At 68.1% G+C, this 24,749-nt stretch carries 22 protein-coding genes; 5 read left to right on the forward strand and 17 right to left on the reverse strand.

Annotated features, from left to right (window positions below):
• Positions 1-45 precede the first annotated feature (45 nt).
• The gene (locus IEY68_RS18790) at positions 46-1,866 is read left to right on the forward strand and encodes an alkyl/aryl-sulfatase (RefSeq protein WP_058853790.1); all 1,821 of its coding nucleotides are present in this window, start codon (positions 46-48) and stop codon (positions 1,864-1,866) included.
• A 54-nt stretch (positions 1,867-1,920) separates the two neighbouring features.
• Here the strand turns inward: IEY68_RS18790 and IEY68_RS18795 are convergent, their stop codons facing one another.
• From IEY68_RS18795 to IEY68_RS18825, 7 genes are read right to left on the reverse strand one after another with little or no spacing between them, the layout of a single operon-like run.
• A complete protein-coding gene (locus tag IEY68_RS18795; RefSeq protein ID WP_058853666.1) occupies positions 1,921-2,640 on the reverse strand; it encodes a response regulator in 720 nt (239 codons plus the stop codon).
• Positions 2,640-5,186, reverse strand: a complete 2,547-nt coding sequence (locus tag IEY68_RS18800) for a sensor histidine kinase (protein WP_058853667.1) — start codon at positions 5,184-5,186, stop codon at positions 2,640-2,642. The genes IEY68_RS18795 and IEY68_RS18800 overlap by 1 nt, the downstream gene beginning before the upstream one ends.
• A gap of 26 nt (positions 5,187-5,212) precedes the next feature.
• Positions 5,213-6,160 (reverse strand): potassium-transporting ATPase subunit C, encoded by a 948-nt coding sequence (locus IEY68_RS18805; protein ID WP_058853668.1) that lies wholly within the window; start codon positions 6,158-6,160, stop codon positions 5,213-5,215.
• Between the two features lies 1 nt (position 6,161).
• Positions 6,162-8,309, reverse strand: a complete 2,148-nt coding sequence (kdpB, locus tag IEY68_RS18810) for a potassium-transporting ATPase subunit KdpB (RefSeq protein ID WP_058853669.1) — start codon at positions 8,307-8,309, stop codon at positions 6,162-6,164.
• A complete protein-coding gene (kdpA, locus tag IEY68_RS18815) occupies positions 8,309-9,979 on the reverse strand; it encodes a potassium-transporting ATPase subunit KdpA (RefSeq protein WP_058853670.1) in 1,671 nt (556 codons plus the stop codon). Before kdpA ends, kdpB begins: the two co-directional genes overlap by 1 nt.
• A complete protein-coding gene (locus IEY68_RS18820; protein ID WP_082681168.1) occupies positions 9,980-10,069 on the reverse strand; it encodes a potassium-transporting ATPase subunit F in 90 nt (29 codons plus the stop codon). It lies immediately after the preceding gene.
• Positions 10,066-10,161, reverse strand: coding sequence for a potassium-transporting ATPase (locus IEY68_RS18825; RefSeq protein ID WP_189094365.1), 96 nt, complete (start codon positions 10,159-10,161; stop codon positions 10,066-10,068). Before IEY68_RS18825 ends, IEY68_RS18820 begins: the two co-directional genes overlap by 4 nt.
• A 402-nt stretch (positions 10,162-10,563) precedes the next feature.
• Here IEY68_RS18825 and IEY68_RS18830 point away from each other — a divergent pair, with 402 nt between their 5' ends.
• The gene (locus tag IEY68_RS18830) at positions 10,564-10,719 is read left to right on the forward strand and encodes a hypothetical protein (RefSeq protein ID WP_156426058.1); all 156 of its coding nucleotides are present in this window, start codon (positions 10,564-10,566) and stop codon (positions 10,717-10,719) included.
• Positions 10,720-10,794: 75 nt separating this feature from the next.
• Here IEY68_RS18830 and IEY68_RS36315 read toward each other — a convergent pair whose 3' ends face one another.
• Both IEY68_RS36315 and IEY68_RS18840 read right to left on the reverse strand, forming a co-directional pair.
• Complete coding sequence (locus tag IEY68_RS36315; RefSeq protein ID WP_229718859.1) at positions 10,795-11,226, reverse strand: hypothetical protein; 432 nt, start codon at positions 11,224-11,226, stop codon at positions 10,795-10,797.
• A gap of 178 nt (positions 11,227-11,404) precedes the next feature.
• Positions 11,405-12,730, reverse strand: coding sequence for a bifunctional o-acetylhomoserine/o-acetylserine sulfhydrylase (locus tag IEY68_RS18840; protein ID WP_058853671.1), 1,326 nt, complete (start codon positions 12,728-12,730; stop codon positions 11,405-11,407).
• A gap of 380 nt (positions 12,731-13,110) precedes the next feature.
• Between IEY68_RS18840 and IEY68_RS18845 the strand changes: the two genes are divergently transcribed.
• The 3 genes from IEY68_RS18845 (at position 13,111) to IEY68_RS18855 (ending at position 15,776) form a co-directional block, all read left to right on the forward strand.
• Positions 13,111-14,334: a cytochrome P450 gene (locus tag IEY68_RS18845; RefSeq protein ID WP_058853672.1), complete on the forward strand. Its 1,224-nt coding sequence runs from the start codon at positions 13,111-13,113 to the stop codon at positions 14,332-14,334.
• Between the two features lie 40 nt (positions 14,335-14,374).
• A complete protein-coding gene (locus IEY68_RS18850; RefSeq protein ID WP_058853793.1) occupies positions 14,375-14,980 on the forward strand; it encodes a TetR/AcrR family transcriptional regulator in 606 nt (201 codons plus the stop codon).
• 61 nt (positions 14,981-15,041) lie between these two features.
• The gene (locus IEY68_RS18855) at positions 15,042-15,776 is read left to right on the forward strand and encodes a maleylpyruvate isomerase N-terminal domain-containing protein (protein WP_058853673.1); all 735 of its coding nucleotides are present in this window, start codon (positions 15,042-15,044) and stop codon (positions 15,774-15,776) included.
• Positions 15,777-15,969: 193 nt separating this feature from the next.
• Here the strand turns inward: IEY68_RS18855 and IEY68_RS18860 are convergent, their stop codons facing one another.
• The 8 genes from IEY68_RS18860 to IEY68_RS18890 form a co-directional block, all read right to left on the reverse strand.
• Positions 15,970-16,347 carry a helix-turn-helix domain-containing protein gene (locus IEY68_RS18860; RefSeq protein WP_058853674.1) on the reverse strand — a complete coding sequence of 126 codons (378 nt, stop codon included), beginning with the start codon at positions 16,345-16,347 and terminating at the stop codon, positions 15,970-15,972.
• Between the two features lie 497 nt (positions 16,348-16,844).
• Positions 16,845-18,749, reverse strand: coding sequence for an FUSC family protein (locus IEY68_RS18865; protein ID WP_058853675.1), 1,905 nt, complete (start codon positions 18,747-18,749; stop codon positions 16,845-16,847).
• A 23-nt stretch (positions 18,750-18,772) separates the two neighbouring features.
• The gene (locus tag IEY68_RS18870; protein ID WP_058853676.1) at positions 18,773-19,750 is read right to left on the reverse strand and encodes a glycine betaine ABC transporter substrate-binding protein; all 978 of its coding nucleotides are present in this window, start codon (positions 19,748-19,750) and stop codon (positions 18,773-18,775) included.
• Entirely contained in the window at positions 19,747-20,526 is a 780-nt protein-coding gene (locus tag IEY68_RS18875; protein ID WP_058853677.1) for an ABC transporter permease, read from the reverse strand. The genes IEY68_RS18870 and IEY68_RS18875 overlap by 4 nt, the downstream gene beginning before the upstream one ends.
• Positions 20,523-21,710: an ATP-binding cassette domain-containing protein gene (locus tag IEY68_RS18880; protein WP_058853678.1), complete on the reverse strand. Its 1,188-nt coding sequence runs from the start codon at positions 21,708-21,710 to the stop codon at positions 20,523-20,525. Before IEY68_RS18880 ends, IEY68_RS18875 begins: the two co-directional genes overlap by 4 nt.
• The gene (locus IEY68_RS18885) at positions 21,703-22,353 is read right to left on the reverse strand and encodes an ABC transporter permease (RefSeq protein ID WP_058853679.1); all 651 of its coding nucleotides are present in this window, start codon (positions 22,351-22,353) and stop codon (positions 21,703-21,705) included. Before IEY68_RS18885 ends, IEY68_RS18880 begins: the two co-directional genes overlap by 8 nt.
• A 290-nt stretch (positions 22,354-22,643) precedes the next feature.
• Complete coding sequence (locus tag IEY68_RS36810) at positions 22,644-22,778, reverse strand: hypothetical protein (RefSeq protein WP_267886555.1); 135 nt, start codon at positions 22,776-22,778, stop codon at positions 22,644-22,646.
• Between the two features lie 50 nt (positions 22,779-22,828).
• Positions 22,829-24,619 carry a thiamine pyrophosphate-requiring protein gene (locus IEY68_RS18890; RefSeq protein WP_058853680.1) on the reverse strand — a complete coding sequence of 597 codons (1,791 nt, stop codon included), beginning with the start codon at positions 24,617-24,619 and terminating at the stop codon, positions 22,829-22,831.
• Positions 24,620-24,749 lie beyond the last annotated feature (130 nt).

Below are 24,749 nucleotides of genomic sequence, written 5' to 3' on the forward strand. Positions count from 1 at the left end.
CGGAAACCGAGAGCCGGGCCGACAGATCGCGAGGTAACGATGACCATGCAGCAGCTGGACTTCGACGACACCGCCGACTTCGGCAACGCGGCGCGCGGTTTCATGGCCGAACTCGACCCGCCGGTGGTGACGGCCGCCGACGGCCGGGTGGTCTACGACATCGGTGCCTACGAGTTCCTCGACGGCGACTGCCCGGCCACCGCGAGCCCCAGCCTGTGGCGACAGGGCCAGCTCTGCACCAAGCAGGGACTGTTCGAGGTCACCGAGGGCATCTACCAGATACGAAATCTGGACCTGTCGAATATGACGCTGGTCGAAGGGCGCGAAGGTGTCATCGTGATCGACCCCTTGCTGTCGGTGGAGACCGCGACCGCGGGCCTGGCCCTGTACCGTGCGCAGCGCGGTGACCGGCCGGTCACCGGCATGATCTACACCCATTCGCACGCCGACCATTTCGCGGGGGCGCGGGCGGCGGTACCGGTCGGCCATCCGCCGGTGCCCATCCTGGCTCCCGCCGGATTCCTGGAACACGCGGTGAGCGAGAACGTCTACGCCGGTAATGCCATGAACCGCCGGGCCGTCTTCATGTACGGGGCCGTGCTCCCGAAGGCGCCCGACGGCCAGATCGGTGCCGGACTGGGTATGACGACCTCCACCGGAACCATCACGCTGATCCCGCCCACCGTCGATATCACGCATACAGGTCAGGAAGAGGAGATCGACGGGGTGCGGATGATCTTCCAGCTCACCCCCGGCACCGAGGCCCCGGCCGAGATGAACTTCCTGTTCCCCGATCACCGTGCCCTCTGCATGGCGGAGAACGCGACCCACAATATGCACAATGTGCTGACCCTGCGCGGCGCGGTGGTCCGTGACTCCCGGGTCTGGGCCCGGTATCTCGACGAGGCCATCGCCCGGTTCGGTGACAAGGCCGAGGTGGCGTTCGCCTCGCATCACTGGCCCACCTGGGGCCGGGAGAACTGGATCGCGTGGCTGGCGGACCAGCGCGATATGTACGCCTACCTGCACGATCAGACGCTGCGCCTGACCAACGAGGGATACACCGGGCCGGAGATCGCCGAACGATTCGAATTTCCGCCCGCGCTCGACAAGATCTGGGCCAACCGCGGCTACTACGGCTCCACGAGCCACAACGTCAAAGCGATCTATCAGCGGTACATGGGCTGGTACGACGGTAATCCCGCGCATCTGTGGGAGCATCCGCCGGTCGAGCTCGCCCGGCGGTACGTCGCCGACTACGGCGGGATCGAGGCGCTCGTCGCGAAAGGCCGCGAATACGCCGACGCCGGTGACCTCCGGTTCGCCGCGACGCTGCTCAACCACGCCGTATTCGCCGAGCCCGGCGACGACAGCGCGAAAGAGGCGCTGGCACAGGTCTACGAGCGGCTCGGGCACGGTGCCGAGAACGGAACCTGGCGCAACTTCTACCTGACCGGTGCCCAGGAATTGCGCAAGGGTCCGACCCCCACCCCGATCCAATCGGCGAGCCCCGAGATGATGACCGCGCTGACGCTGGAGATGATCATCGACTCGCTCGCGGTCCGGGTCGACGGTCTGCGCGCCGCGGCGGTCGATTTCACCATGGACTGGGAACTGACCGACGAGAACACCGTCCATCGCATCACCCTGTCCCACGGTGCGCTGACCCATCGCGCCCCGACACCGGAAGCTCCCGCCACCGGACCCGCGGACCTCACCCTCACCCTCACCAAGGCACAACTGTTGAAAGCGGTGAGCGGTAGCGGGTTCGACGGTGTGACGATCACCGGCGACCAGAGCCTGCTCGAAACCTTCATCGGGCTGCTGGACGCCCCCGACCCGCAGTTCCCCATCGTCACACCATGAGCCGCAGAACCGGGTACCGGCCGTATCCCGGCGAGAGGTAGCCCGCGCCCGGCCTCACTGCCGGAACCGGTGGCCCATACCGGGTTCGGTCAGCAGATGCCGGGGATGGGACGGGTCGTCCTCGAGCTTGCGGCGCAGCTGGGCCATATAGACTCGTAGATAGTGGGTCTCGGTCTGATAGGCCGGACCCCAGACCTCGCGTAGCAGTTCGGTGCGGCCCACCAGCTTGCCGCGGTTGCGCACGAGCATCTCCAGGACACCCCATTCGGTGGGGGTCAGATGCACTTCGGCACCGTTCTTGACGACCTTCTTCGTGGACAGGTCGACGGTGAACGAATCGGTCACCACCACCGGTTCGTCCGTTTCCGCCGAGGCCGCCGCGCGCCGCAGCGCCGCGCGCAACCTGGCCAGGAACTCGTCCATGCCGAACGGTTTGGTGATGTAGTCGTCGGCGCCCGCGTCGAGCGCGTCCACCTTGTCGGCCGCATCGGTCCGTGCCGAGAGCACGATCACCGGTACCCGGGTCCAGCCGCGCAATCCCGCCAGCACTTCGATACCGTCGATATCGGGCAGCCCCAGATCCAGGACCACCGCGTCGGGCCGGCGTTCGGTGGCCGCGCGTAACGCGCCCGCGCCGGTGGACGCGGTCACCACCTCGTATCCGCGCACCGACAGATTGATCCGCATGGCGCGCAGGATCTGCGGTTCGTCGTCGACCACCAGAACGGTCGGATGCGGTCCCTGCTCCTGCCCGGACTCCGGCGCGGACTTCATCACAACACCTCCGTAGGCAGTGGGTCCTCGCCGACGTTACCGGTCGTATCCGCCAGCTCGACGGTCACGGTGAGCCCACCACCGGGAGTGGGCTCGGCGCTCACCGAACCGCCCATGGCCACCGCGAATCCGCGGACCACCGACAGCCCGAGCCCGAGCCCGCTGGTGTTGTCGCGGTCGCCGAGCTGCTGGAACTGGTCGAAGACCCGTTCGGGGTCGGTACCCGGCAGCCCGGGTCCGTGATCGACGACCCGGACGACCACACGACCGTCCGCCGTCGCGGCATCCACCTTCACGGGGGATTCGGCACCGTAGCGCAGGGCATTGTCGACCAGGTTGGCCAGAACGCGTTCGAGTAGGTCGGGGTCGGCCTGGACCGCGATCGGCCCCACCTGCACCGTGACCCGGTCCAGGGCGCCGCGCCGGGCGCCGCGCGGGCTGACCCCGACGCTGACCAGCGCCCGGTGCACGACCTCGTCCAGATAGACCGGCCGCAGCCGCGGTCGCACCACCCCCGCGGCCAGTCGCGACGAGTCGAGGAGGTTGCCGACCAGCGAGGTGAGCTGATCCGCCGACTCCTCCACGGTGGCCAGTAGTTCGGCGCGGTCCTCGGGAGAGAACTCCACATCGTCGGAGCGCAGACTCGAGATGGCGGCTTTGACTCCGGCCAGCGGGGTACGCAGATCGTGGCTGACCGCGGAGAGCAGGTCACGCCGCAACCGGTCGGCCTCGGCGAGCGCCGCCGCCTGGTTGGCCTCCTCGGCGAGCTGCTGTCGCAGAACGAGTCCCACGGCCTGGTTGGCGACCGCCTCCAGCACTCGCCGGTCCCGGGCCCGCAGCGTCGGTCCGCCCAGCAGCAGCCAGTAGTCGCCGTCGCGCACCTCCACCGCGGTATCGGCGGTATCGGCGCGCTCCGGCGGGTCGTCTCCCACCGCCGCGATCACACCGTCGGTGTGGTGGCGCAAGGTCACGGCCCGCTGGCCGTAGGTCTGGCGCAACCGGTCCAGCAGTGCGGTCAGATCGGTGCCGCGTAGCACCGAACCCGCGAACAGGGTGAGCAGTTCGGCCTCCCGGGAGGCCTGCCCGGCCTGTTCGGCCCGCCGGGCGGCGGTATCGACGAGGACCGCCACCGCGACCGCGACGACCAGCAGCAGCACCGCGGGCAGGAAATTGTTCGGCTCCTGGATGGTGATGCTGTAGCGGGGATCGGTGAACAGGACATTGAGCAGCAGCCCGGCGAGCAGCGCGGCGGCGATGGCCGGCAGCACCCCGCCGAACAGGGCGACCGCCAGTACCGCGACGAAGTACAGAGCGCTCTCGCTCACCAGATCGAGGTAACGGTCCAGCCAGGACGCCAGCAGCGCCGAGATGGCCGAGGGCACCACGAAAGCGGCGACCCAGGCCGCTGTGCGGCGTGTCCGGGGCCGCGGCCGTCGCCGGCGGCGCCGTCGTCCCGCCGCCTCGTGGGTCACCATGTGCACATCGATCGTGCCGGACCGCTGCACCACCTCCGCGCCGATGCCCTCGTCGAACATCCGCGCCCAGCGGGAGCGCCGGGAGGTGCCGAGCACGAGTTGGGTGGCGTTGACCGTCCGTGCGAAATCGAGCAGGGCGATGGGCACATCGTCGCCGACCACCGTATGCAGTTCGGCCCCGAGGTGGGCGGTCAGCTCCCGGACCGCTGCCATCTGCGGCGCTGCCACACCGGTCAGCCCATCGCCGCGAACCACGTGCACGACGAGCAGTTCGGCACTGGATTTGGCCGCGATCCGCCCCGCCCGCCGGACCAGCGTCTCCGACTCCCGGCCGCCGGTGACCGCCACGACCACCCGCTCACGGGCCTCCCAGGTGGCGGTGATCCGATGGTCGGCGCGGTATTTCGCCAGCGCGGCGTCCACCTGGTCGGCCAGCCAGAGCAGCGCCAGTTCACGCAGTGCGGTGAGGTTGCCGCGCCGGAAGTAGTGGGCGAGCGCGGCATCGGCCTTGTCCGCCGCGTACACATTGCCGAGGCTGATACGCCGTTGCAGTGCTTCCGGGGTGATATCGACGAGTTCGATCTGGTCGGCGGCCCGGACCACCGCGTCCGGCACGGTCTCGCGCTGGAGGACGCCGGTGATCTGCTCGACCACATCATTGAGGCCCTCGAGATGCTGGATATTGACCGTGGACACCACATTGATCCCGGCCGCGATCAGTTCCTGCACATCCTGGTAGCGCTTCTGGTTACGGCTGCCCGGGGTGTTGGTGTGCGCGAGTTCGTCCACGAGCACCAGTTCCGGCCGCCGCCGCAGTACCGCGTCCACATCCAGCTCGTACTGCACCGTCCCGCGATAGGTGATCGCGATCCGGGGCAATTGTTCGATGCCCTCGAGCAGTTCCGCGGTCTGCGAGCGCCCGTGCGTTTCGACGATCGCGGCCACCACGTCCTGGCCGCGGCCGAGCCGGCGATGCGCCTCGCCGAGCATCGCGTACGTTTTCCCGACCCCGGGTGCCGCGCCCAGATAGATGCGCAGCTCACCCGGGGTGCGGTCGTGTGTGGTGCTCACGTCCGCATCATGTCACCGCGCACGGTTCACTCGCCGCCGGCTGTGGCCCGCGCCGGGTAGCGGCGGTCCAGATCCAGATTGAGTTCGAGGACGTTCACCCGCGGCTCGCCGAGGAATCCGAGCTCGCGGCCGGTGGTGTGGGCCGCGACGGCGTCACGCACCAGTGCCGGGTCGATCCCCCGGGCCGCGGCGACTCGGTTCACCTGGATCGCGGCGTAGGCGGTGGAGATGTCCGGGTCCAGACCGCTACCGCTGCCGGTGACCGCGTCGGCCGGAACCGCCGGGTCGGTGGGTGCGCCGCCGGGGATCGGCACGATCCGGCCGACCGAGTAGTCCTCGCCGTATCGAGCGCATTCGACCCGCACGCCCTGGTATTCGGCCAGGAACGCCGACGTCGGAGTGTCGCGTCCGGTCGGGCAGGGTTCGTTCACACTCACCACTCGCGACGGCGTCACCGTCCCGTCGTGGTGGAAGGTCCCCATCACCGAGAGCACCGCGCCGACACCGCCGGGAGTGCAGAACGGCCGGGCGCCGTCCACACCTTCCCGGGCACCGATTTCCCGGCTGCGGGTGCAGACCTGGGTGAGCAGGCTCGGTGCGAAACCGGCCGCTTCCGGGTCCGAGCCGGTGGCCAGTAGAGCGGGATCGGCGGCGGTATCGACGATATCCTCCGGGCCGAGGTTGCTCGGGCTGGAGGCGAGCCCGTCGTAGCCGTCCCCGGCGGAGGATGGCCGGCCCTGGAAATACCAGGCGATCGGCGCCCCGTCGGCATCGGTGAACGACTGGCCGATCAGCGAACTGCCGACCGGACGGCCGTCGGCTTCGATGATCGAACCGTTCGCTTTGTCGTGCAGTCCGGGCAGTTGACCCACCGCCCAGATACCGGCCGGATAGAGCAGGCCGGTCACCACAGTGAGTACGAGCAGCGCACGCAGCGCCGCGAGATGCTGTCGGATCAGATCACTCAGAGACATATCAGGACATCCCGGGCAGGTATTGGACGAAGAGATCGATGAGTTTGATCCCGAGGAAAGGCGCGATGATCCCGCCCAGACCGTAGACCGACAGGTTGCGACGCAGCAGGTTCGACGCGCTGCTCGGCGTGTACTGCACACCGCGCAGTGCCAGTGGGATGAGCGCGACGATGACCAGGGCGTTGAAGATCACCGCGGACAGGATCGCGGACTGCGGACTGGCCAGCCGCATGACGTTCAGCAGGTCCAGCCCCGGGAACAGGCCGACGAACAGCGCCGGGATGATCGCGAAGTACTTGGCGATATCGTTGGCGATCGAGAAGGTGGTCAGCGCCCCGCGCGTGATGAGCAACTGTTTGCCGATCTCGACGATTTCGATCAGTTTGGTCGGATCGGAGTCCAGATCCACCATGTTCCCGGCCTCTTTCGCCGCCGAGGTTCCGGTGTTCATCGCCACCCCGACATCGGCCTGGGCCAGCGCCGGAGCGTCATTGGTGCCGTCGCCGGTCATCGCGACCAGCCGGCCGCCCGCCTGTTCCCGCCGGATCAGCGCCAATTTGTCCTCCGGGGTGGCCTCGGCGAGGAAATCGTCGACCCCGGCCTCGTCGGCGATCGCCTTCGCGGTGAGCGGGTTGTCGCCGGTGATCATGACGGTGCGGATACCCATGCGGCGCATTTCCGCGAACCGCTCCCGCATACCCTGCTTCACCACATCCTTGAGATGGATGACGCCCAGTACGCGAGCATTGCCGTCCCCGATCTCACCGACCACCAGCGGTGTCCCGCCCGCCGCCGAGATACCGTCGACGAGGGTGCCCAGTTCGGTGGGTACCGTCCCGCCCTGGCCGCGAATCCATTCGGCGACCGAGTTGGCCGCGCCCTTGCGTAACTGGTGCCCGTCCACATCCACGCCGGACATCCGGGTGGCCGCGGTGAACGGCACCCACTGTGCGTGAGTGAGCTCGCCCGGGGTGCGTTCCCGTAGTCCGTGTGCCGTCTTGGCGTACACCACGATCGAGCGCCCCTCCGGGGTCTCGTCGGCGAGGCTGGACAGCTGCGCCGCGTCGGCCAGTTGTGCGGCGTCCACATCCGAGAGCGGGAGGAACGCCGCGGCCTGCCGGTTGCCGAGTGTGATGGTTCCGGTCTTGTCCAGCAGCAGGGTGTTCACATCCCCGGACGCTTCGACCGCGCGACCCGACATGGCCAGCACATTGCGCTGTACCAGCCGGTCCATGCCCGCGATACCGATCGCCGACAGCAGCGCCCCGATCGTGGTCGGGATCAGGCATACCAGCAGGGAGACCAGCACGATCCCGGTCACCCCGTGGCTGTCCAGCGCGAGGCCGTCGGGCACACCGGGATTGTTGGACTTGGCGAAGATCGCCAGCGGCTGCAGGGTAACCACCGCGACCACGAAAATGATGGTCAGCGCCGCGAGCAGGATCTCGAGCGCGATCTCGTTGGGTGTCTTCTGCCGGGATGCGCCTTCTACCAAGGCGATCATCTTGTCGATGAAGCTCTGGCCCGGTTCCTGGGTGACCCGTACGACGATCCGGTCGGACAGCACCGTGGTACCGCCGGTCACGGCGGACCGATCGCCCCCGGATTCCCGGATCACCGGCGCGGATTCGCCGGTGATGGCGGATTCGTCCACCGAGGCGATGCCCTCGACCACATCGCCGTCGCCCGGAATCACCTGTCCTGCCTCGACCACGACGTGATCGCCGCGGCGCAGGTCCGGTGCCGGAACCGCCTCTTCGACGCCGGTCTCGCCCGGTGACCAGTCGCGCAGCCGCCGGGCGACGGTATCGGCCTTGGCTTTGCGCAGGGTGTCGGCCTGTGCCTTACCGCGTCCCTCGGCGACCGCCTCGGCCAGATTGGCGAACACGACGGTCAGCCACAGCCACACCACGATGGCCCAGGCGAAGAAACTCGGCTCCGCGATCGCGAGCACCGTGGACCAGACGGCGCCGATCTCGACGATGAACATCACCGGATTGCGCCACAGGGTCCGGGGATCGAGTTTGCGCAGCGCCTGGGGAAGCGAGATGAGTAGCATCCGGGGATCGAGCAGACCGCCGCGGACGTGCTTCTTCCCTTCGGTGGGCCCGGTAGGCGCGCCGGGGGATTCGACAGTGGGAGCGGACATCAGTGGATTCCTTCGGCGAGCGGCCCGAGCGCCAGCGCGGGCAGGAAGGTGAGAGCGACCAGGATCAGCGTGACGCCGACGACGAGGCCGACGAACTGCGGTCGATGGGTGGGCAGTGTGCCCTCGGACGCGGGAGTGGTGCCCTGCCGGGCGAAGGAACCGGCCAGGGCCAATACCAGGATCAGCGGCAGGAAACGGCCCAGGAGCATGGCCAGACCGAGCGCGGTGTTGAACCACTCCGTATTGCCGGTCAGACCGCCGAATGCCGATCCGTTGTTGTTGGCGGCCGAGGTGAACGCGTAGAGCACCTCGGAGAGACCGTGCGGGCCGGAGTTCAGCATGGACGCGCGTTGTCCGGGCATGGCCACGGCGAGGGCGGTACCGGTGAGCACGATCACCGGTGTGACCAGGAAATAACCGGCGGCGAGCTTGATCTCGCGCGGGGTGATCTTCTTACCGAGGTATTCCGGTGTGCGCCCGACCATCAGGCCCGCTACGAACACGGTGATCACCGCCAGGATGAGCAATCCGTACAGCCCGGACCCCACGCCGCCCGGCGCGACCTCGCCCAGCTGCATATTGAACATGAGCATCATGCCGCCGAGGCTGGTGTAGGAATCGTGCGCCGAATCGACGGCACCGGTGGAGGTCAGCGTGGTGGCCGCCGCGAAGGTCGCCGAATTCGCCACGCCGAAGCGCTGTTCCACCCCTTCGGACGCCGCTCCGACCGCGGCCGGCACGGTGCCGTGGTGCTGGAGCTGGAAGAGGTTCACCAGTCCGATGCTGAGCAGTGCCAGCACGGCCATGACCGCGGTGACGGCGTATCCCTGCTTAGGGCTGCCGACCAGCCGTCCGAAGGTGCGCGGCAGCGAGAAGGCGATGACCATCAGCAGGAAGATCTCCAGCCAGTTGGTCCACGCGGCCGGGTTCTCGAACGGGTGGGCGGCATTGGCGTTGAAGAAACCGCCGCCGTTGGTGCCCAGGTTCTTGATGGCTTCCTGACTGGCGACCGGCCCGCCGGGCAGGGTCTGCTCGGCTCCGCCGAGCGTTGTGACCACCTGATCGTGCAGGTGCAGATTCTGGATCACGCCGCCCGCGATGAGCGCGACCGCCGAGATCGCGGCGATCGGCAGCAGGATACGCAGGGTGCCGCGCACCAGATCGACCCAGAAATTACCCAGCGTGCCGGTACGTGACCGCACGAAGCCCCGGACGAACGCCATGGCGACGGCCATACCGACCGCGGCGGAGACGAAATTCTGCACAGACAGTCCGGCGGCCTGTGCGATATGCCCGAGTGTGGACTCCCCGGCATAGTTCTGCCAGTTGGTGTTGGTGACGAAACTGACAGCGGTGTTCCAGGCCAGCCCGGCCGTCATCGGAGTGCCGGGGTCGTCCGGGACCAGCGGCAGCTTGTCCTGTACGAGCAGCAGCAGGTACAGGAAGATCACGCTGATCGCCGAGAAGGCCAGGGCGCTGCGGGCGTAACCGCCCCAGGTCTGTTCCCGCTCGGGATCGGCGCCGATCAGGCGATAGATACCGCGTTCGATACGGGCATGCCCGGTGCGGGTGTAGACACGGTACATGTAGTCGCCGAGCGGAACGTGCACCAGCGCCAGCGCGATCACCAGTGCGGCGAGGAACAAGATCCCCGCGGTGGCGGTATTCACTCAGAACCTCTCGGGGAACAGCAGGGCGGCCACCAGGAACGCGGTCACCAGAACGGCCAGGACGAGTCCCACGGCATTGACGACGTTCACAATCGCTCCACCATCCGCTGCACAAACCCGAGCACACCGAATACCGCGACCGTGACCAAGAGATAGGCCAGGATCGACACTCTCGCCTCCATTCCTGCAACCATGGGGCAGCACCGCGCAACCGGCCGGCTGCTGCTGCCGAGCCGGATCGAAATTACGAGCTGGACGCCCCGATGGCTGCGGACGTTGACGGGTCCTTTACGCGCCGCTTCCCCGCATTGACGCCTTTCCTGCGTCTGTCGCCCGGCCGATGTGACGTCCGTCGCCGCTGGTCGGGTGGCTGCTCCGCGGAACCACTGTGTTGCTGATGTGCGTACCCCAGGGGGCCGCCGGCGTGGTTCGCGGCCGGTCGATCCGCGCCGAGGGGTGAGCTCCGCCGTCGCCGGAGATCGGTGCGGCGGTCGCCGAGAATTTTAGGTGGGCGCATCCGCTCGAACCGGCGCGCGACACGGCGCCGAGAGGGCACGCTGTACAGAGAACGCACCGCGTACGGAATGGCCCCTGATCGGATCCGCTTCGGCCCGCACAACGGAGGACTGTCGATGCACCCGTTCGCCTATCACCCGATCGAACTCATCCAGGCCGTGATCCTGGCGGTGCGCTGTGTACTGCATGTGTATTCGTCGGGCACCCCCTGCGTCCCGATCTGACGAGACCCTGATCATCGTGCGGGCGTATCCGGCCGTCCGGAGCAGAGGACGGCCGGATACGTCCGCCGCGAGCTGTCAGTAGCAGTCGGTCGGTTCACCGACCTTCACCACGGACAGCACCGCGTCACCTTCGCCGATGAGCGCGCCGGGCGCCGGTGTCTGCGCCACCACGACCCAGTTGCGGTCCACCACCTGTCTGCGGCCCTGTCCGGTGGCATCCGCACTGCGCGAGTAGAACACGCCCGCCGTCTGGATCAGATCCTGTGCCGCCTGCAGATTCATGCAGACGACCGCGGGCATCGGTACCCGGGCCGAGGTGTTCGCGGCGGGTGGCGCGGTCTCGGTCGCGACCGGCTGCGGCGCCACGGCCGGTTCCGGTAGGTGAACGCTGGTGATCTGAACCGGCACCGGAACCGGGGTCCGCGACTCCGCCTCCGACCGTGGTAGGCCGCAACCGCCGAGCACCGCGGTGGAAAGGATGATCGCGCATACGCCGGTTCTCTTCATGAGGATCCCTTCGACTCGTTGTTACGTGCTGTAGATCACTTCGAGATCGTTCTGCTATCAGCACTCGTTACGCGGGAATCGATCAGGCCGGTGGCGGGTGCGGGTACGGAACGACAAAGGAGCCGGACCCGCCCAGTGGCGAATCCGGCTCCCGTGCGTGCGCAGCCCGTATCGGAGGCTATCCCTCCACGGCGGCGAAGCCGGCGCGCAGATCGGCGAGGATATCGTCGATACCCTCGATGCCCACCGCCAAGCGCACCAGGCCCGGGGTGACCCCGGAGCTCAGCTGCTCGTCCGGTGTCAGCTGGGAATGCGTGGTCGAAGCGGGGTGGATGACCAGTGAACGCACATCGCCGATATTGGCGACGTGGCTGTGCAGGGTCAGCGCGTCCACGAACTTCTTACCGGCGTCGACGCCACCGGCCAGTTCGAAACCGACCACCGCGCCGGTGCCCTTGGGGGCGAGCTGCTTACCCCGCTCGTACCAGGGCGAGGACGGCAGGCCCGCATACGACACGGAGGTGACCGTCGGCTGGTCGGTGAGGAATTCGGCGACCGCCTGCGCGTTCTGCACATGCCGTTCGACCCGCAGGCTCAGTGTCTCCAGGCCCTGGCTGATCAGGAAGGCGTTGAACGGCGCGATCGCGGTGCCGAGGTCGCGCAGCAGCTGTACCCGTGCCTTGAGCGCGTAGGCCGGGGCGCCGAGATCGGCGAACACCGCACCGTGGTAGCTGGGATCGGGTTCGGTGAAGCCCGGGAAGCGGGGCCCGTCCGCGCCGCGGACCGTCCAGTCGAAGGTGCCGCCGTCGACGATCACACCGGCGATGGCCGCGCCGTGGCCGCCGAGATACTTCGTCGCCGAGTGCACGACGATATCGGCGCCGTGCGCCAGCGGCTGGATCAGATATGGGGTCGCGACCGTGTTGTCCACGATCAGCGGCAGGCCCTCGGCGTGCGCGACCTCGGCGATACCCGCGATATCGAAGATATGGTTCTGCGGGTTGGACACCGTCTCGCCGTAGAAGGCTTTGGTGTTCGGCCGGACGGCGGCACGCCACTGGTCGAGGTTGTCGGGATCCTCGACGAAGGAGACCTCGATGCCGAGCTTGGGCAGTGTGTAGTGGAAGAGGTTGTAGGTGCCGCCGTAGAGCCGGGGACTGGACACGATGTGATCGCCGGCGCCGGCGATATTCAGGATGGCCAGCGTTTCCGCGGCCTGCCCCGAGGACAGCAGCAGCGCGGCCACCCCGCCTTCGAGTGCCGCGATCCGCTGCTCCACCGCGTCCTGGGTCGGATTCATGATCCGGGTGTAGATATTGCCCGGCTCCGCCAGCCCGAACAACGCCGCCGCGTGCGCGGTATCGCGGAAGGTGTAGGAGGTGGTCTGGTAGATGGGGAGGGCCCGGGCGTTGGTGCTCGCGTCGGGGTCCTGGCCGACATGGATCTGCTTGGTCTCGAAGCTCCAACCGGCGGACGGGTCGGCCGGCGGGGTGGATTCGGTCATCTCGGATTTCTCCTAAGGGTGAGGAACGGGACGATCGCGCCGGATACAGCGAATTTGCCTCGCGCTGCACGCTTTCCGGCCTGCCGCGGCCGGATGCGCCGCTGCGGCTCGTTCACGCTAGGGGTGGCCGAGCGGAAACGGCCACAGTTGCGCTCGCGCCGATTCCAATCATGCCGTGGCGTTCGGTGCCGCGAGACGCTTTCCCGCCGATTTCGGCGGGTCGGCTCACCCGGCCGCGGCACCGCGCGGTGCGTACATGATGAGCGCGACTCCGGCCAGACGACGTGGGCCGCGTATCGCCGCCGCGTGCGGTCGGCCCACCGTGGACCCATCTCGGCAAAACGTAAGACATATGAGCCAAACTGTCTTATGGTCGAAACATGGTGGCAGAAACGTATCAGGACCGGGCACGCTTCGAATTGCGCTCCGGCGAGACATGGCGCGAACCGTGGTCGATGTACGCCGCGTTGCGGAATCACGATCCGGTGCATCGCGTCGTACCCGCCGACCGTCCGGAGCACGACTACTGGGTGCTCACCCGGCACGAACACGTGTACGCCGCCGCCCGGGACACCGATACGTTCTCCTCGGGGCAGGGTCTGACGGTGGAATACGGCGAACTGGAACAGATCGGGCTCACCGGGAATCCGCCGATGGTGATGCAGGATCCGCCGGAGCACACCGATTTCCGCAAACTCGTTGCCCGCGGCTTCACCCCGCGTCAGGTCGCCGAGGTGGAACCGGTGGTGCGCCGATACGTCCGGGAACGGCTGGACCGGCTGGCCGACCAGGGCGGTGGCGATATCGTGACCGATCTGTTCAAACCGCTGCCCACCATGGTGGTCGCCTACTACCTAGGGGTCCCGGAGGCGGACCGTTCCCGCTTCGACGGCTGGACCGACGCGGTGGTCGCGGCCGGCACTCAGCGCACGGCCGACGCCCAGACCGCTTCGATGGAGATGCTGGGCTATTTCGCCGAACTCATCAAACGCCGGCGCACCGATCCGGGCGACGATACGGTGTCGCTGCTGGTCCAGGCCGGTATCGGCGCCGACGACACCGATATCGACGGTCTGGTGCAGATCTTGGCCTACACCTGGACAATGGTCGCCGGGGGTAACGACACCACGACAGGCCTGCTGGGCGGCGCGGTGCAGCTGTTGCAGCGCTACCCCGAGCAGCGTGCGGAGCTGGCCGCCGATCCGGCGGGAATCCGGATCGCGATCGAAGAGTTCGCCCGTCTCACCTCTCCCGTGCAGGGCCTGGCCCGGACCAGTACACGTCCCGTGGAACTGGACGGCGTGACGATTCCCGCGGGCCGTAAAGTGCTGCTCGTGTACGGCTCGGCGAATCGCGACGAACGGGTCTTCGGCGCCGATGCCGCCGAACTCGATATCGAACGGAACCCGCAACGCATCATGACTTTCGGTCACGGCCCGCACCACTGTCTGGGCGCGGCCGCGGCCCGGATGCAGGCGCGGGTCGCGCTGGAGGAACTGCTGGACCGGTTCCCGGACTACCGCGTCGATATCGACGCCGCCACCTATGCCCCCGGACCTTATGTCCGGCGGCCGACCGGTGTTCCCTTCCGATGCGCGCCGTGACCGATCGGCCCCGCGCCGCCTCCGGTACCGGGGATTCGCGATGACCGGTGATTGGCTGGCCGGCGGCCGTATCGAATTGGCCGGTGAGCGGATCCTCGACGCGGTCCGGACGCTGGTGATCGACAAAGGCGCCGGGACCGTCGGAATGGCCGAGGTCGCCGAGGCGGCGGGCTGTTCCCGGGCGACGCTCTACCGCTACTTCGCGAACCGGCAGGCGTTGTACGTGGCCTTCGCCGGCCGGGAGGCCGGTCAGCTCATCGCGCGGGTCTGGCGCGACCGCCCGCTCGACGGCCCGGACCGGGCCGAACTGCTGCTCGACGGGATGACCGCGACCCTGGCCGAGGCGCGCAAGACCCCGCATCTGGCCGTCTGGTTCGAACCGGCGAATGTGGGAATCGTGGCGCGGTTGTCGGATTCGTCGGAGGTGATCGACGAACTGGTCGCGGTCTTCGTGGCGCGACTGCGTCCGGACCTGTCGGCCGCGGCGGCGGATCGGCTGGGCCGGTGGGCGGTGCGGGTGATCATCTCGCTACTGACCCTGCCACCGGCGAGCGAGGACGAGGAGCGCGCCCTGTTGCGCGATTTCCTGCTCCCGTTCCTGTTGGATCCCGGTCTCGCGGTGGGCGGCCCCGCGTCGGTGGGATGAGGTGCGCCACCGCGTCCCTTTCCGGCGCGCCGGAGTCGCCGGGGCGCGGTAGCTTGGCGCCATGGACGCGATATCGAGTCTGGACTATCCGCTCTTGCTCGCCGATTTCCAGGGCGAGTTCCTCGCGTCGATACCCGATGCCGATCCTGCCGCGCGAATTCCCGGTTGCGGTGACTGGACGGTGCGCGAACTCGTGGAGCATCTCGCGTTCGTCCACCACTGGGCCGCGGCGAGCGCCCGCGCGGAGAAAGCCGAGGCACTGGAGGACGGGCCGTCCGATCTCGCCGCGCACTATGCCGCCCGCGCGACCGAACTCCGCGAGACGCTGGCGAATCTGGATCCGCAGGCCACCGCCCGGATCCTGGCGTATCCGAAACCCATGGTCCCGGGACCGGTTTCGTTCTGGCCTCGTCGCCAGGTGTACGAAACGCTGATCCACGCCCACGATCTGCGCGCGGCGATCGCAGGGAAGGCCGCCCTGGGCCTGGTTCGGGCGGTGCCGGGCGTATGGGCGGATACGGTGGACGAGGTGGTCACGCTGTTCTACCCGCGCCAAGTGGGCATCGGTCGAATGGAGCCGCTCGAGGTGGCGCTCCGGCTCACGGCCACCGATCTCGGCGAGCCCCGCGAGTGGATGCTCGGGGACTCGGCATCCACGGCCGGCGCGGTATCGGGGACCGCCGAAGGGCTGGCTCTGCTGTTGTGGGGCCGGGCGAGCGCGGAAGAAGCGGGGGTGACCCTCTCCGGTGACCGGGACGAAATCGACGCGATCCTGCGCCGGCCGATCGTGCCATGACAAAGGAGCGCACCTGATCGTGCCGTGGCCCCGGAGCCGACCCGATCGTGCGCCAGATCATTTCATGGATACGAACGCGCCGCGGTCGGGGCACAAGAGGCTCGATCGGCGCCGGCCGCCATGAGGCAGCTGCCTTCTGTCCATCTGGGGCGTACCCCGGATATACGTCCGGGCGGCTGTCCTGCGCGATGGGTCATTCCGTGGGGTCACGGTCGGAGCCCGTGGGCCGCGGGTCGTGGGCTTGTTGCAGTCGGGCGTTGATCTGCTGGGCTTCGGCGAGTTGGTCTTCGAGGATGATGATGCGACACGCCGCGTCCAGTGCGGTGCCCTGATCGACGAGTTCTCTGACCCGGGCCGCGATGCGTAGTTGGTAGCGCGAGTAGCGCCGGTGTCCACCTTCGGAGCGTTGTGGGATCAGCAACTCGGCTGTGTCGAGAGCGCGCAGGAAAGCCTGGGTGACGCCGAGGGCTGCCGCGGCGCTGCCCATGCTGTAGGAAGGGTAGTTTTCATCGTCGAGGTTGCCGGCGTGGCCGCCGGGGTTATCGGTCGATCCGGTCCGAGCTTCGTCCATGTACACCTGTCCGGGAAACGAGAATCGGCCCCCGGCGCTGTGTGCGCCGGGGGCTCGAGGGGATTTACTTCACGAGCCGTGCGTGGTGACCGGCTTCATGCTTTCGCACCCCAGGAAGAACAGGGTGCGAGAATGTCCTCAGCGTGACTGTCGATCACCTCCTGTGAATCAGATGCGGTACCCCGACGCCGAGAACTCGCGTCGATTCCGGATACCGCCCGCTATCCGTCATTTCTTTCGTTCACCCTCCGGGCGCCGATCTTGCCGCGCCCGGAGGGAGTCTTCGGTACTTCGAGTACTTCCCGGGAAGTTCATCCTCTACCCGGCCGATAGGACTCTCTTCATCTGCTGATGAGACGAAGATATAGCACCCGTGCGCGAATGTCTACAGTTGCCAGTGCAGATTTTCTAGGTGTGGCCGGACGCGGAGATGACTTCGTTCAGGTGGTTGTCGAGCCGTGACTCCGGAGTCGGCCGGGTAGCGCGGGCGCGGCGTGCTATGCCAGTTCGGCGAGGCTGCGGGACCAGCGACCCAGCTGCGCGGTATCACCGTGCATGTTCCCCGGCACCTGCCATGTGGCGGCGAGTACCTCGTGACCGAGCCGGCGGATGCGCTGATGCCGGGTCCAGTGCGCACGCGCCCATTCGGGTTCGTTGTGGGCGGCGTCGATCGCGCTGAGGGTGGAACCCATCAGTTCGAATTCCAGCTCCCGCCGCAAGCCCGGTATCCCGGGCGCCGCGTGCCACGGATCGGGTAGCGAGTCGCGCTGCGGATCACCCGGGAGTGCGTCGTGCCGAGTATCCGGCGGTGTGTCGTGTTGTGGGCCCGGGCCTGTGTCGTGGTGTGGGCCCTGATGTGTGTCGTGTTCTGGACCTCGACACGGGCCTGTCTCGTGCCGCCGATCCGATTCCGCCGCGGGCCGTGGGTGCGAGGGTGCCGCGCGCGGGGGGTGCGGTGGGATATCTCGCTGGGCCCGGTTCGGTGATATCCGGCGCAGGAGGTGATCGAGGACCTCCAGCACCCGCTGATCGTTGCGCAGCAGCACCCGCCGATGGGCACGCCGGTCGGCCGCCCACAGCGCGGTCAATCCGATCACCACACCGATCACGCTCTCCAGCAGGCGGTCGCGCAGTACCGGGACCACATCGCCGTACTTCCCGCCGCCGCCCATCAGCAGCGCCAACGGCGTGATGAAGACGACCGCGAGCCCGTAGTTGCGGGCCACGAACATTTCGATCGCGAACTGCAGTGTCATCAAGATCAGCACCAGGGCCCAGCCCCGCGGCTCCAGGGCGTACAGCGCGGCGAACAGCACCAGCCCCAGCGCGGTACCGCCGATCCGGTGTACCCCGCGGTAGGTGCCGCGTACCCGATCCGGCCCCTGGTGCAGCAGCACGGTGACGGTGAGCACCGCCCAGTCCGGCCGGCCGAGGTCCAATGCGACCGTCGAACAACCGGCGAGTACCGCGGCGATACCGATCCGGTTCGCCGACACCACGGCATGACTGTCCGGCGACAGCGATCGCTGTATCCGGTAGCGCAACGACGGTCGCGGTGTCGGCGCGGGACGGCCGGTCTCGAACAGCAGATCGGATTCGTCGTTGCCGGACCCGTTGCGGTGCAGAGCTTCGGCGAAGGCGCGCTGGGTATCGGCCAGCGTGGCGGCGAGCCGGTCGTCGACGGTGCGCCGGGCGTCGTGGAGCAGCGCCCATGCCGTCTGCACCTTCATCGCGGTGGCGTAGCGCGCGTCCACCTGGTCCGCCGCCACCGGGTCGAGGGCGGCGTAGTCGCGTACCGCCGCGATCGCGGCGGTCACCGCTGTCTCTTCCGGCGTGTGCGCTCTGGTCAGCGCCGCCGACATCCCGACCAGCAGCGCACTGACCCCGCCGATGGCGGTCCACAGTGCTACCTGGCCGGGTGGGACCCCGTGCCCGACGATCAGCGCGCCGACACCGGCGGCCAGGACGAAGAAGAACCCGCCCGGGGGACCCAGGCGCAGTGCCGAGTTCACGAAGGTGCCGGTCACCGCGACGGCCGACATCAACAGCACCAGCAGCAGCTGCCACCAGTGCGATCCGCCCGCGTCGATCCGCTGGTGAATCAGTTCCCCGGTCAGGCCACCGGCGAATCCCGAGATCGTGAGGGCCAGCGCGGCCGCACCGATGACCCGCAGGCGGCGGCGATAGACCTGGCCTTCACCGAAGATCACCGCCAGTGCGCCGGTCGCCGCCATCAGCCCCTGTTGTTCGTATCCCAGGGCCACCGCGACAAGTGCGGGCGCACCGAAGGCCAGGGCGGCGCGTGCCGCTCCGGGCAGCCGCCGGCCGGCGGGCGGCAGACCGAACAGCACCGATCGGGCCGGAGCGGGTGAGGGAAGCTGCGGACCGTCCGGCGCTACCATCTGCCATCTCCTTGCCCGGCCGTTTACTCCTCGGTGACGAACCCCTGCGTGATCATCCAGTCGCGAGCCACTTCCGCGGGCTCGCGGCCTTCCACATCGACCTGCCGGTTCAGTTCGGTGATCGATTCGTTGGTCAGCAACCGCGAGATGGGTGCCATGATCTCGGCGACCCGCGGGTGTGCCCGGGCGAAATCCGCGCGCATCACCAGGGCAGCATTGTACTTGGGGAAGAAGGCGCGGTCGTCACGCAGCAGCACCAGGTCCAGGCCCGGGATGCGGCCGTCGGTGGCCGCGACCGAGCCGAATCCGCACTGGGTCGCGTCGGCGGTCGCCTGGTAGACCACCGCGTCCTGGACAATACGTTTGGGCACCCGGCCGCTGTCGATCCCGTAGGCGCGGGTCACCCCGGGGAACCCGTCCTGACGCACGTTGAACTCGGTGCCCACGCAGATGCTCGCCGCGGCGGGGTCGGTGGCGACGAGGTCCGCGTAATCCGAGAGGGTCCAGGTTCCGGTGCGTTCGGCGGTGCGCCGCGCGGTCGCCAGGGCGTAGGTGTTGTTCATCGGGGCCATCGCTGTCCACACCATGCCGTGTGCGGCCGAGTCGGCGTCGCGGACGGCCTCGAACTGGCCCTGTTCGTCCGGGACCGGTTTCTCGTTGCCGAGATAGTTGACCCAGCCCGTACCCGTGTAGTCGTAGGCGATATCGATCTGGCCGTCGACCTGGGCGTCGCGCAGACTGTTGGAGCCCTGTATATCGGTCAGGTCCCGGACTTCGGCGCCGGCCGCGACCAGCGCGAATTCGATGATGTAGCCGAGGATGTTCTGTTCGCTGAAATCCTTGGACCCCACCGTGATCGGCACACCCGCGAGTTCGGGCACCGGGCGGATACTGCCCGGACCCACCCGGAGCGGCACCGCGCCACCGGCTTGCAGACCGCATCCGGCCAGCAGCAGTACGGCTGCCAGGAGCAGCAGTCGTGGCGATCGGCCGGCTCTCATTTCAACCCCCGCGGGCCGAGGACCTGTTCGGCGACCGCGCCCAGCCAGTCCACCAGCAGCGCCAGCGCGACCGCCAGGACCGCGCCCACCACTAGCGTGACATTGTCGCGCAGCTTGTACCCGGTATCGATGAGGATCCCCAGTCCGCCCGCGCTGACCAGGAACGACAGCGTGGCGGTGCCGACGGCCAGTACCAATGAGGTGCGCAACCCGGCCAGGATGTAGGGGACCGCGAGCGGGAACTCGATCCGGCGCAGGACCGTCGCCGCCGACATACCTTGTCCGCGCCCGGCGTCCACCAGCAGTGGATCCACCTCCTGGAAGCCCAGGATGGTGTTGCGCAGTACCGGTAGCAGCGAATAGAACGCGATCGGCGCGACCCCGATCCAGAACCCCGTGGTCCGGGTGACGAGGTAGAAGAGCACGATCAACCCGATCGCCGGTGCGGCGGCACCGATATTGGCGATACCGACGAAGAACGGGGCGAGGCGGCGGTATCCGGGCCGGGTGAGCAATATGCCCAGCGGTACCGCGACCACGACGACGAGCAGTACCACCGTGACGGTGATCAGGACATGCTGCCACGTGACAGTCGCGATATTGCCCGCGTTGAGGCTCGCCTGCTGGGTGACTGTGAGATCACGCCGGAACGCCCAGACCAGAACACCCGCGGTGAGCAACAGGACGAGGACCGGCTGTACCAGTAGCCGCAGCCGCTCGGCCCGCCACTGCGCGGACCGCTTTCCCGGCACTCCCGCTGTCACGGCGGCGGTCATGCCGGCACATCCGCGGCCGTGCCCTCGCCGCTGCCGTTCGCCGTGCGCAGGGCGGCCAGATGACCGACCAGAGTGTCGATCGTGACCAGCCCGGTGTACTCGCCGTGCGATCCGGTGACCACCGCGGTCGCGTTCCGGTCGCCGAGCAGCGCAGCCAGCGCCTCCTGCAGAGTCGATTCCGCGGACAGGGTTTCCACCGGTGCGGATCGGGCCTCGTGCAGGGAGTCGGCATGGGCGAGATCCGCGCCGGCGATCCAGCGCAGCGGCCGGCCCCCGGTATCGAGCACCAGGACCCGGGACCACTCGGCAGCCACCGTACGTGCCACTTCGACCGAAGCGTCCGCGCTGACGGTGGCGCATTCACCCAGCGGCACCTCGCGGATACGGGTCAGTGTCAATTGTTTGAGCGCGGCGTCCGAGCCCGCGAACCCGGCCACGGTGTCGTCGGCCGGATCGGCCAGGATCGCGGCGGGCCGGTCGTACTGCAGGATCCGGGAGTGATCGCCCAGAACGGCGATCCGGTCGCCGAGTTTCACGGCCTCGTTGAAATCGTGGGTGACGAAGACGATGGTCTTGCCCAGTTCGGCCTGCAACCGCAACAGTTCGTCCTGGAGCAGGCCGCGGGTGATCGGGTCCACCGCGCCGAACGGTTCGTCCATCAGCAGGATCGGTGGATCGGCGGCCAGCGCCCGCGCGACCCCCACCCGCTGCTGCTGACCGCCGGAGAGCTGGCGCGGATACCGGCGCCGGTAGATGCCGGGATCCAGACCCACCAGTTCCAGCATCTCGTCGGTACGGGCGGCGATCCGAGCGCGATCCCATCCGATCAACCCGGGCACGGTCGCGATGTTCTTCGCCACGGTCATATGCGGGAACAGGCCGGCCTGCTGGATCGAGTACCCGATCCCGCGGCGCAACTGGTCGGCGTCGATTCCGGCGGCGTCGCGACCGTCGATGGTGACCGTGCCGGACGTGGGCTCGATCAGGCGGTTGATCATCCGCATAGTGGTGGTCTTACCGCAGCCCGAGGGGCCGACCAGTACCACGATCTCACCGGCCGGAATCGTCATCGATACCGCGTCGACGGCCGGGTCATGTTGCCCCGGATACCGTTTGGTTACGGCGTCGAGCACGATCTCGACACCGGATACCGCTGGGGCGGTGCGTGTCTCGGAATCAGTCACGAATTCCCCTCGAAATGGTGAAACGTCCGACGAGGACGAAGAGCCCGTCGAGAACCAGGGCCAGCGCGACGATCAGCACCGTGCCGGTGAGCGCTTGCGGTACCGCGTTGGGGCTGCCGAGCCGGGCCAGCCCGGAGAAGATCAGATTGCCCAGCCCGGGGCCTTTCGCGTAGGCGGCGAGCGCGAGAATGCCCATGATCAACTGGGTACTCACCCGCATACCGGTCAGGATCGACGGCCAGGCCAGTGGCAGTTCGATCGCGGCGAGCACCCGTAGCCGGTTCATCCCGACCCCGCGTGCGGCATCCACCACCGCGGTGTCGACCGAGGAGAGACCGATGAGCGTATTACGCAGTATCGGCAGCAGTGCGTAGAGCACCAGGGCGGTCACTGTCGGCGCGACACCGAGGCCCATCAGGGGGATGAGCAGACCGAGCAGGGCGAACGACGGGACCGTGAGTATCGTCCCGGCCGCGGCGGTCGCGGCCGCCGACCCGAACGGACTGCGGTATACCGCCACCCCGACCAGAACCGCCACCACCGTCGCGATGAGCAGTGACTGCACGACCGCCGATACGTGCAGGTAGGAGTCCACGAAGAGCTGATGCCGTCGTTCTACGACGAAGCTCCACCACGTATCCAGGATCCGACCTCCCCTTCCGGGCCTGCAGCGAGGCTATCGCGACCTCGCCACGCCCGGACCGGTTTTTCCCGGACCACGTGCGACCGTCGAGAGTGTGCGCCGGACGAGCCGAGCTGCCCGCCGCGTCCGCACAGGGAATGCCCCCGGCCGGTGTGATCGAAACACAGTGGGCCCGATGTACCGGTTCCGGAGGGCGAGCCGACACCGTGTGCGCACCGCCGTTGTCCCGCGCTACGCGCGCAACACCGTCTCCGGCGCTGCGCCCTGGTGGGACGCGGAGTCCGGGCGAGCTACGGGTTGTCGCGGTGCGGATTACCGTCGTTGTCCGGGGAATCGAGGGCGCCCGGGCGCGGACCTTTCCGCCACCGGTATCCGACCACCACGGCGACCAGGATCGCGATCGCGAGGATGACAAGTAATTCCATACTGTGCGCTTACCCGTGCCCGGGCGATTCAATCAGCGCATCGACGCAGGTCAGCGTGATCGTGAGGGTACGAACTCCTGTGCCTTGGTCTTGGCGCCCTGCGCCACCAGATGCCATGCGCCGGGATCGCCGCGCAGGACAGCCTCGGCGGTGTCCTTCAATTGGTCCCAGGTGGCGTGCGGCGGGATCGGGGGAACGTCGGGATCGCAGTGCACATCGAGCAGCACCGGTCGGTCCGCCTGTAGCGCACTGTCCCAGGCCGCACCGAGCCGATCCGGCGAGTCGATCGTGATCGAGTCCAACCCCATACTGCGGGCGATATCGGCATAGGACACGTCCGGCAGCGTCTGGGATTCCTCGAATTTGGGGGCCCCGCCCATCGACCGCAGCTCCCAGGTGACCTGGTTGAGGTCGTTGTTGTGGAAAACGCACACCACCAGGCGCGGATCCTGCCAGCGCCGGTAATACCGCGCGACGGTCATCAGTTCGGCGAGGCCGTTCATCTGCATCGCGCCGTCGCCGACCAAGGCGATCGCGGGCCGATCCGGATGAGCGAACTTCGCGCCGATCGCATACGGCACACCCGGCCCCATGGTCGCCAGGGTGCCCGACAGGGAACCGCGCATCCGGCCCCGGAACCGTAGGCACCGCGCGTACCAGTTGGTCGAGGAACCGGAATCGGCGGTGACGATCGCGTCCTCCGGTATCCGGCGATCCAGCTCCCGAACCACCCGCATCGGATTCACCGGGTCGGCGTTCAGCATGCACTGCCGTTCGACGGTCTCCCACCACCGCGCGACATTCTTCTCGACGGTCTCGCGCCAGGACCGGTCCGCTTTCCGGTGCAGCATGGTGTTCAGCTGTGCCAGTGTCGCTTTCGCATCGCCGACCAGGTTGACCTCGGTCGGATAACGCATCCCGATGAGCGTGCCGTCCAGGTCTATCTGCACGGCACGGGCCTGATCGAACTCGGGCAGGTACTGCGAGTACGGGAAGTTCGATCCGACGATGAGCAGGGTGTCGCAGTCGCGCATGAGCTCGTAGCTGGGCCGGCTGCCCAGCAGGCCGATCGGTCCGGTGACGAACGGCAGATCGTCGGGCAGTACATCCTTCCCGAGCAGCGCCTTTGCCACACCCGCGCCGGTGAGTTCCGCGGTGTCCAGGACTTCGGCAGCGGCGTGCCGGGCGCCCTGCCCGATCAGGATCGCGACCCGGGTACCCGCCTCCAGTACGGCGGCGGCCCGCTCGATATCGACGTGCGGTGGCACCGCGGTCGGCATCGTGACCGCCGGGGTACTCGACGGCACCTGTTTGAACGCGTGCTCCGGCGGTGTGTACTTCTCCTCCTGCAGATCCGAGGGGATGATCACCGCGGTCGGGGCGCGCCGCGCCAGGGCCGTGCGGAACGCGCGGTCCAGGGCGTTGGGTAGCTGACTGGAGACATTGACCTCGACCAGATAGTCGGCGGCGACATCCTTGAACAGGCTCTGTAGATCCACTTCCTGCTGGTAGCTCCCGCCCATCGCGCTGCGCGCGGTCTGGCCGACGATCGCCACCACCGGGACGTGATCGAGTTTCGCGTCGTAGAGACCGTTGAGCAGGTGGATCGCGCCCGGCCCCGAGGTGGCCGTGCAGACACCGACCCGGCCGCTGAACTTGGCGTACCCGGTCGCGGCGAAGGCGGCCATCTCCTCGTGTCTGGTCTGGATGAACGCCGGGTCGTCCTCGGCCCGCCCGAAGGCAGCGACCAGCCCGTTGATTCCGTCGCCGGGATACCCGAAGACCTGCGCGACACCCCATTCGCGGAGTCGCTGCACGACGTAATCGCCGACCTGCTGCATAGTTCCTCTCCTCCGGACGTCGGTATGCCTGTCGGCGGCGGCGTACCCGGGGTGTCCGGGCCGAATCGGGTGGTCCGGCCGCGATCCGCCCGGACCGTCAGGAGGCCACCAGGCGGCAACCGACCGTCGA

The organism is Nocardia jinanensis, assembly GCF_014645735.1.
Lineage (GTDB): Bacteria > Actinomycetota > Actinomycetes > Mycobacteriales > Mycobacteriaceae > Nocardia > Nocardia jinanensis.

Excerpts from the sequence above, each read along its gene's own strand:
- IEY68_RS18850 (WP_058853793.1), top strand. The coding sequence starts at position 14,375 with ATGACCGGTGATTGGCTGGCCGGCGGCCGTATCGAATTGGCCGGTGAG.
- IEY68_RS18845 (WP_058853672.1), top strand. The coding sequence starts at position 13,111 with ATGGTGGCAGAAACGTATCAGGACCGGGCACGCTTCGAATTGCGCTCC.
- IEY68_RS18855 (WP_058853673.1), top strand. The coding sequence starts at position 15,042 with ATGGACGCGATATCGAGTCTGGACTATCCGCTCTTGCTCGCCGATTTC.
- IEY68_RS18795 (WP_058853666.1), bottom strand. The coding sequence starts at position 2,640 with ATGAAGTCCGCGCCGGAGTCCGGGCAGGAGCAGGGACCGCATCCGACC.
- IEY68_RS18840 (WP_058853671.1), bottom strand. The coding sequence starts at position 12,730 with ATGACCGAATCCACCCCGCCGGCCGACCCGTCCGCCGGTTGGAGCTTC.
- IEY68_RS18865 (WP_058853675.1), bottom strand. The coding sequence starts at position 18,749 with ATGGTAGCGCCGGACGGTCCGCAGCTTCCCTCACCCGCTCCGGCCCGA.
- IEY68_RS18805 (WP_058853668.1), bottom strand. The coding sequence starts at position 6,160 with ATGTCTCTGAGTGATCTGATCCGACAGCATCTCGCGGCGCTGCGTGCG.
- kdpB (WP_058853669.1), bottom strand. The coding sequence starts at position 8,309 with ATGTCCGCTCCCACTGTCGAATCCCCCGGCGCGCCTACCGGGCCCACC.
- IEY68_RS18790 (WP_058853790.1), top strand. The coding sequence starts at position 46 with ATGCAGCAGCTGGACTTCGACGACACCGCCGACTTCGGCAACGCGGCG.
- IEY68_RS18830 (WP_156426058.1), top strand. The coding sequence starts at position 10,564 with ATGGCCCCTGATCGGATCCGCTTCGGCCCGCACAACGGAGGACTGTCG.
- IEY68_RS18870 (WP_058853676.1), bottom strand. The coding sequence starts at position 19,750 with ATGAGAGCCGGCCGATCGCCACGACTGCTGCTCCTGGCAGCCGTACTG.
- IEY68_RS36810 (WP_267886555.1), bottom strand. The coding sequence starts at position 22,778 with ATGGAATTACTTGTCATCCTCGCGATCGCGATCCTGGTCGCCGTGGTG.
- IEY68_RS18860 (WP_058853674.1), bottom strand. The coding sequence starts at position 16,347 with ATGGACGAAGCTCGGACCGGATCGACCGATAACCCCGGCGGCCACGCC.
- IEY68_RS18890 (WP_058853680.1), bottom strand. The coding sequence starts at position 24,619 with ATGCAGCAGGTCGGCGATTACGTCGTGCAGCGACTCCGCGAATGGGGT.
- IEY68_RS18825 (WP_189094365.1), bottom strand. The coding sequence starts at position 10,161 with ATGGAGGCGAGAGTGTCGATCCTGGCCTATCTCTTGGTCACGGTCGCG.
- IEY68_RS36315 (WP_229718859.1), bottom strand. The coding sequence starts at position 11,226 with ATGAAGAGAACCGGCGTATGCGCGATCATCCTTTCCACCGCGGTGCTC.
- IEY68_RS18875 (WP_058853677.1), bottom strand. The coding sequence starts at position 20,526 with ATGACCGCCGCCGTGACAGCGGGAGTGCCGGGAAAGCGGTCCGCGCAG.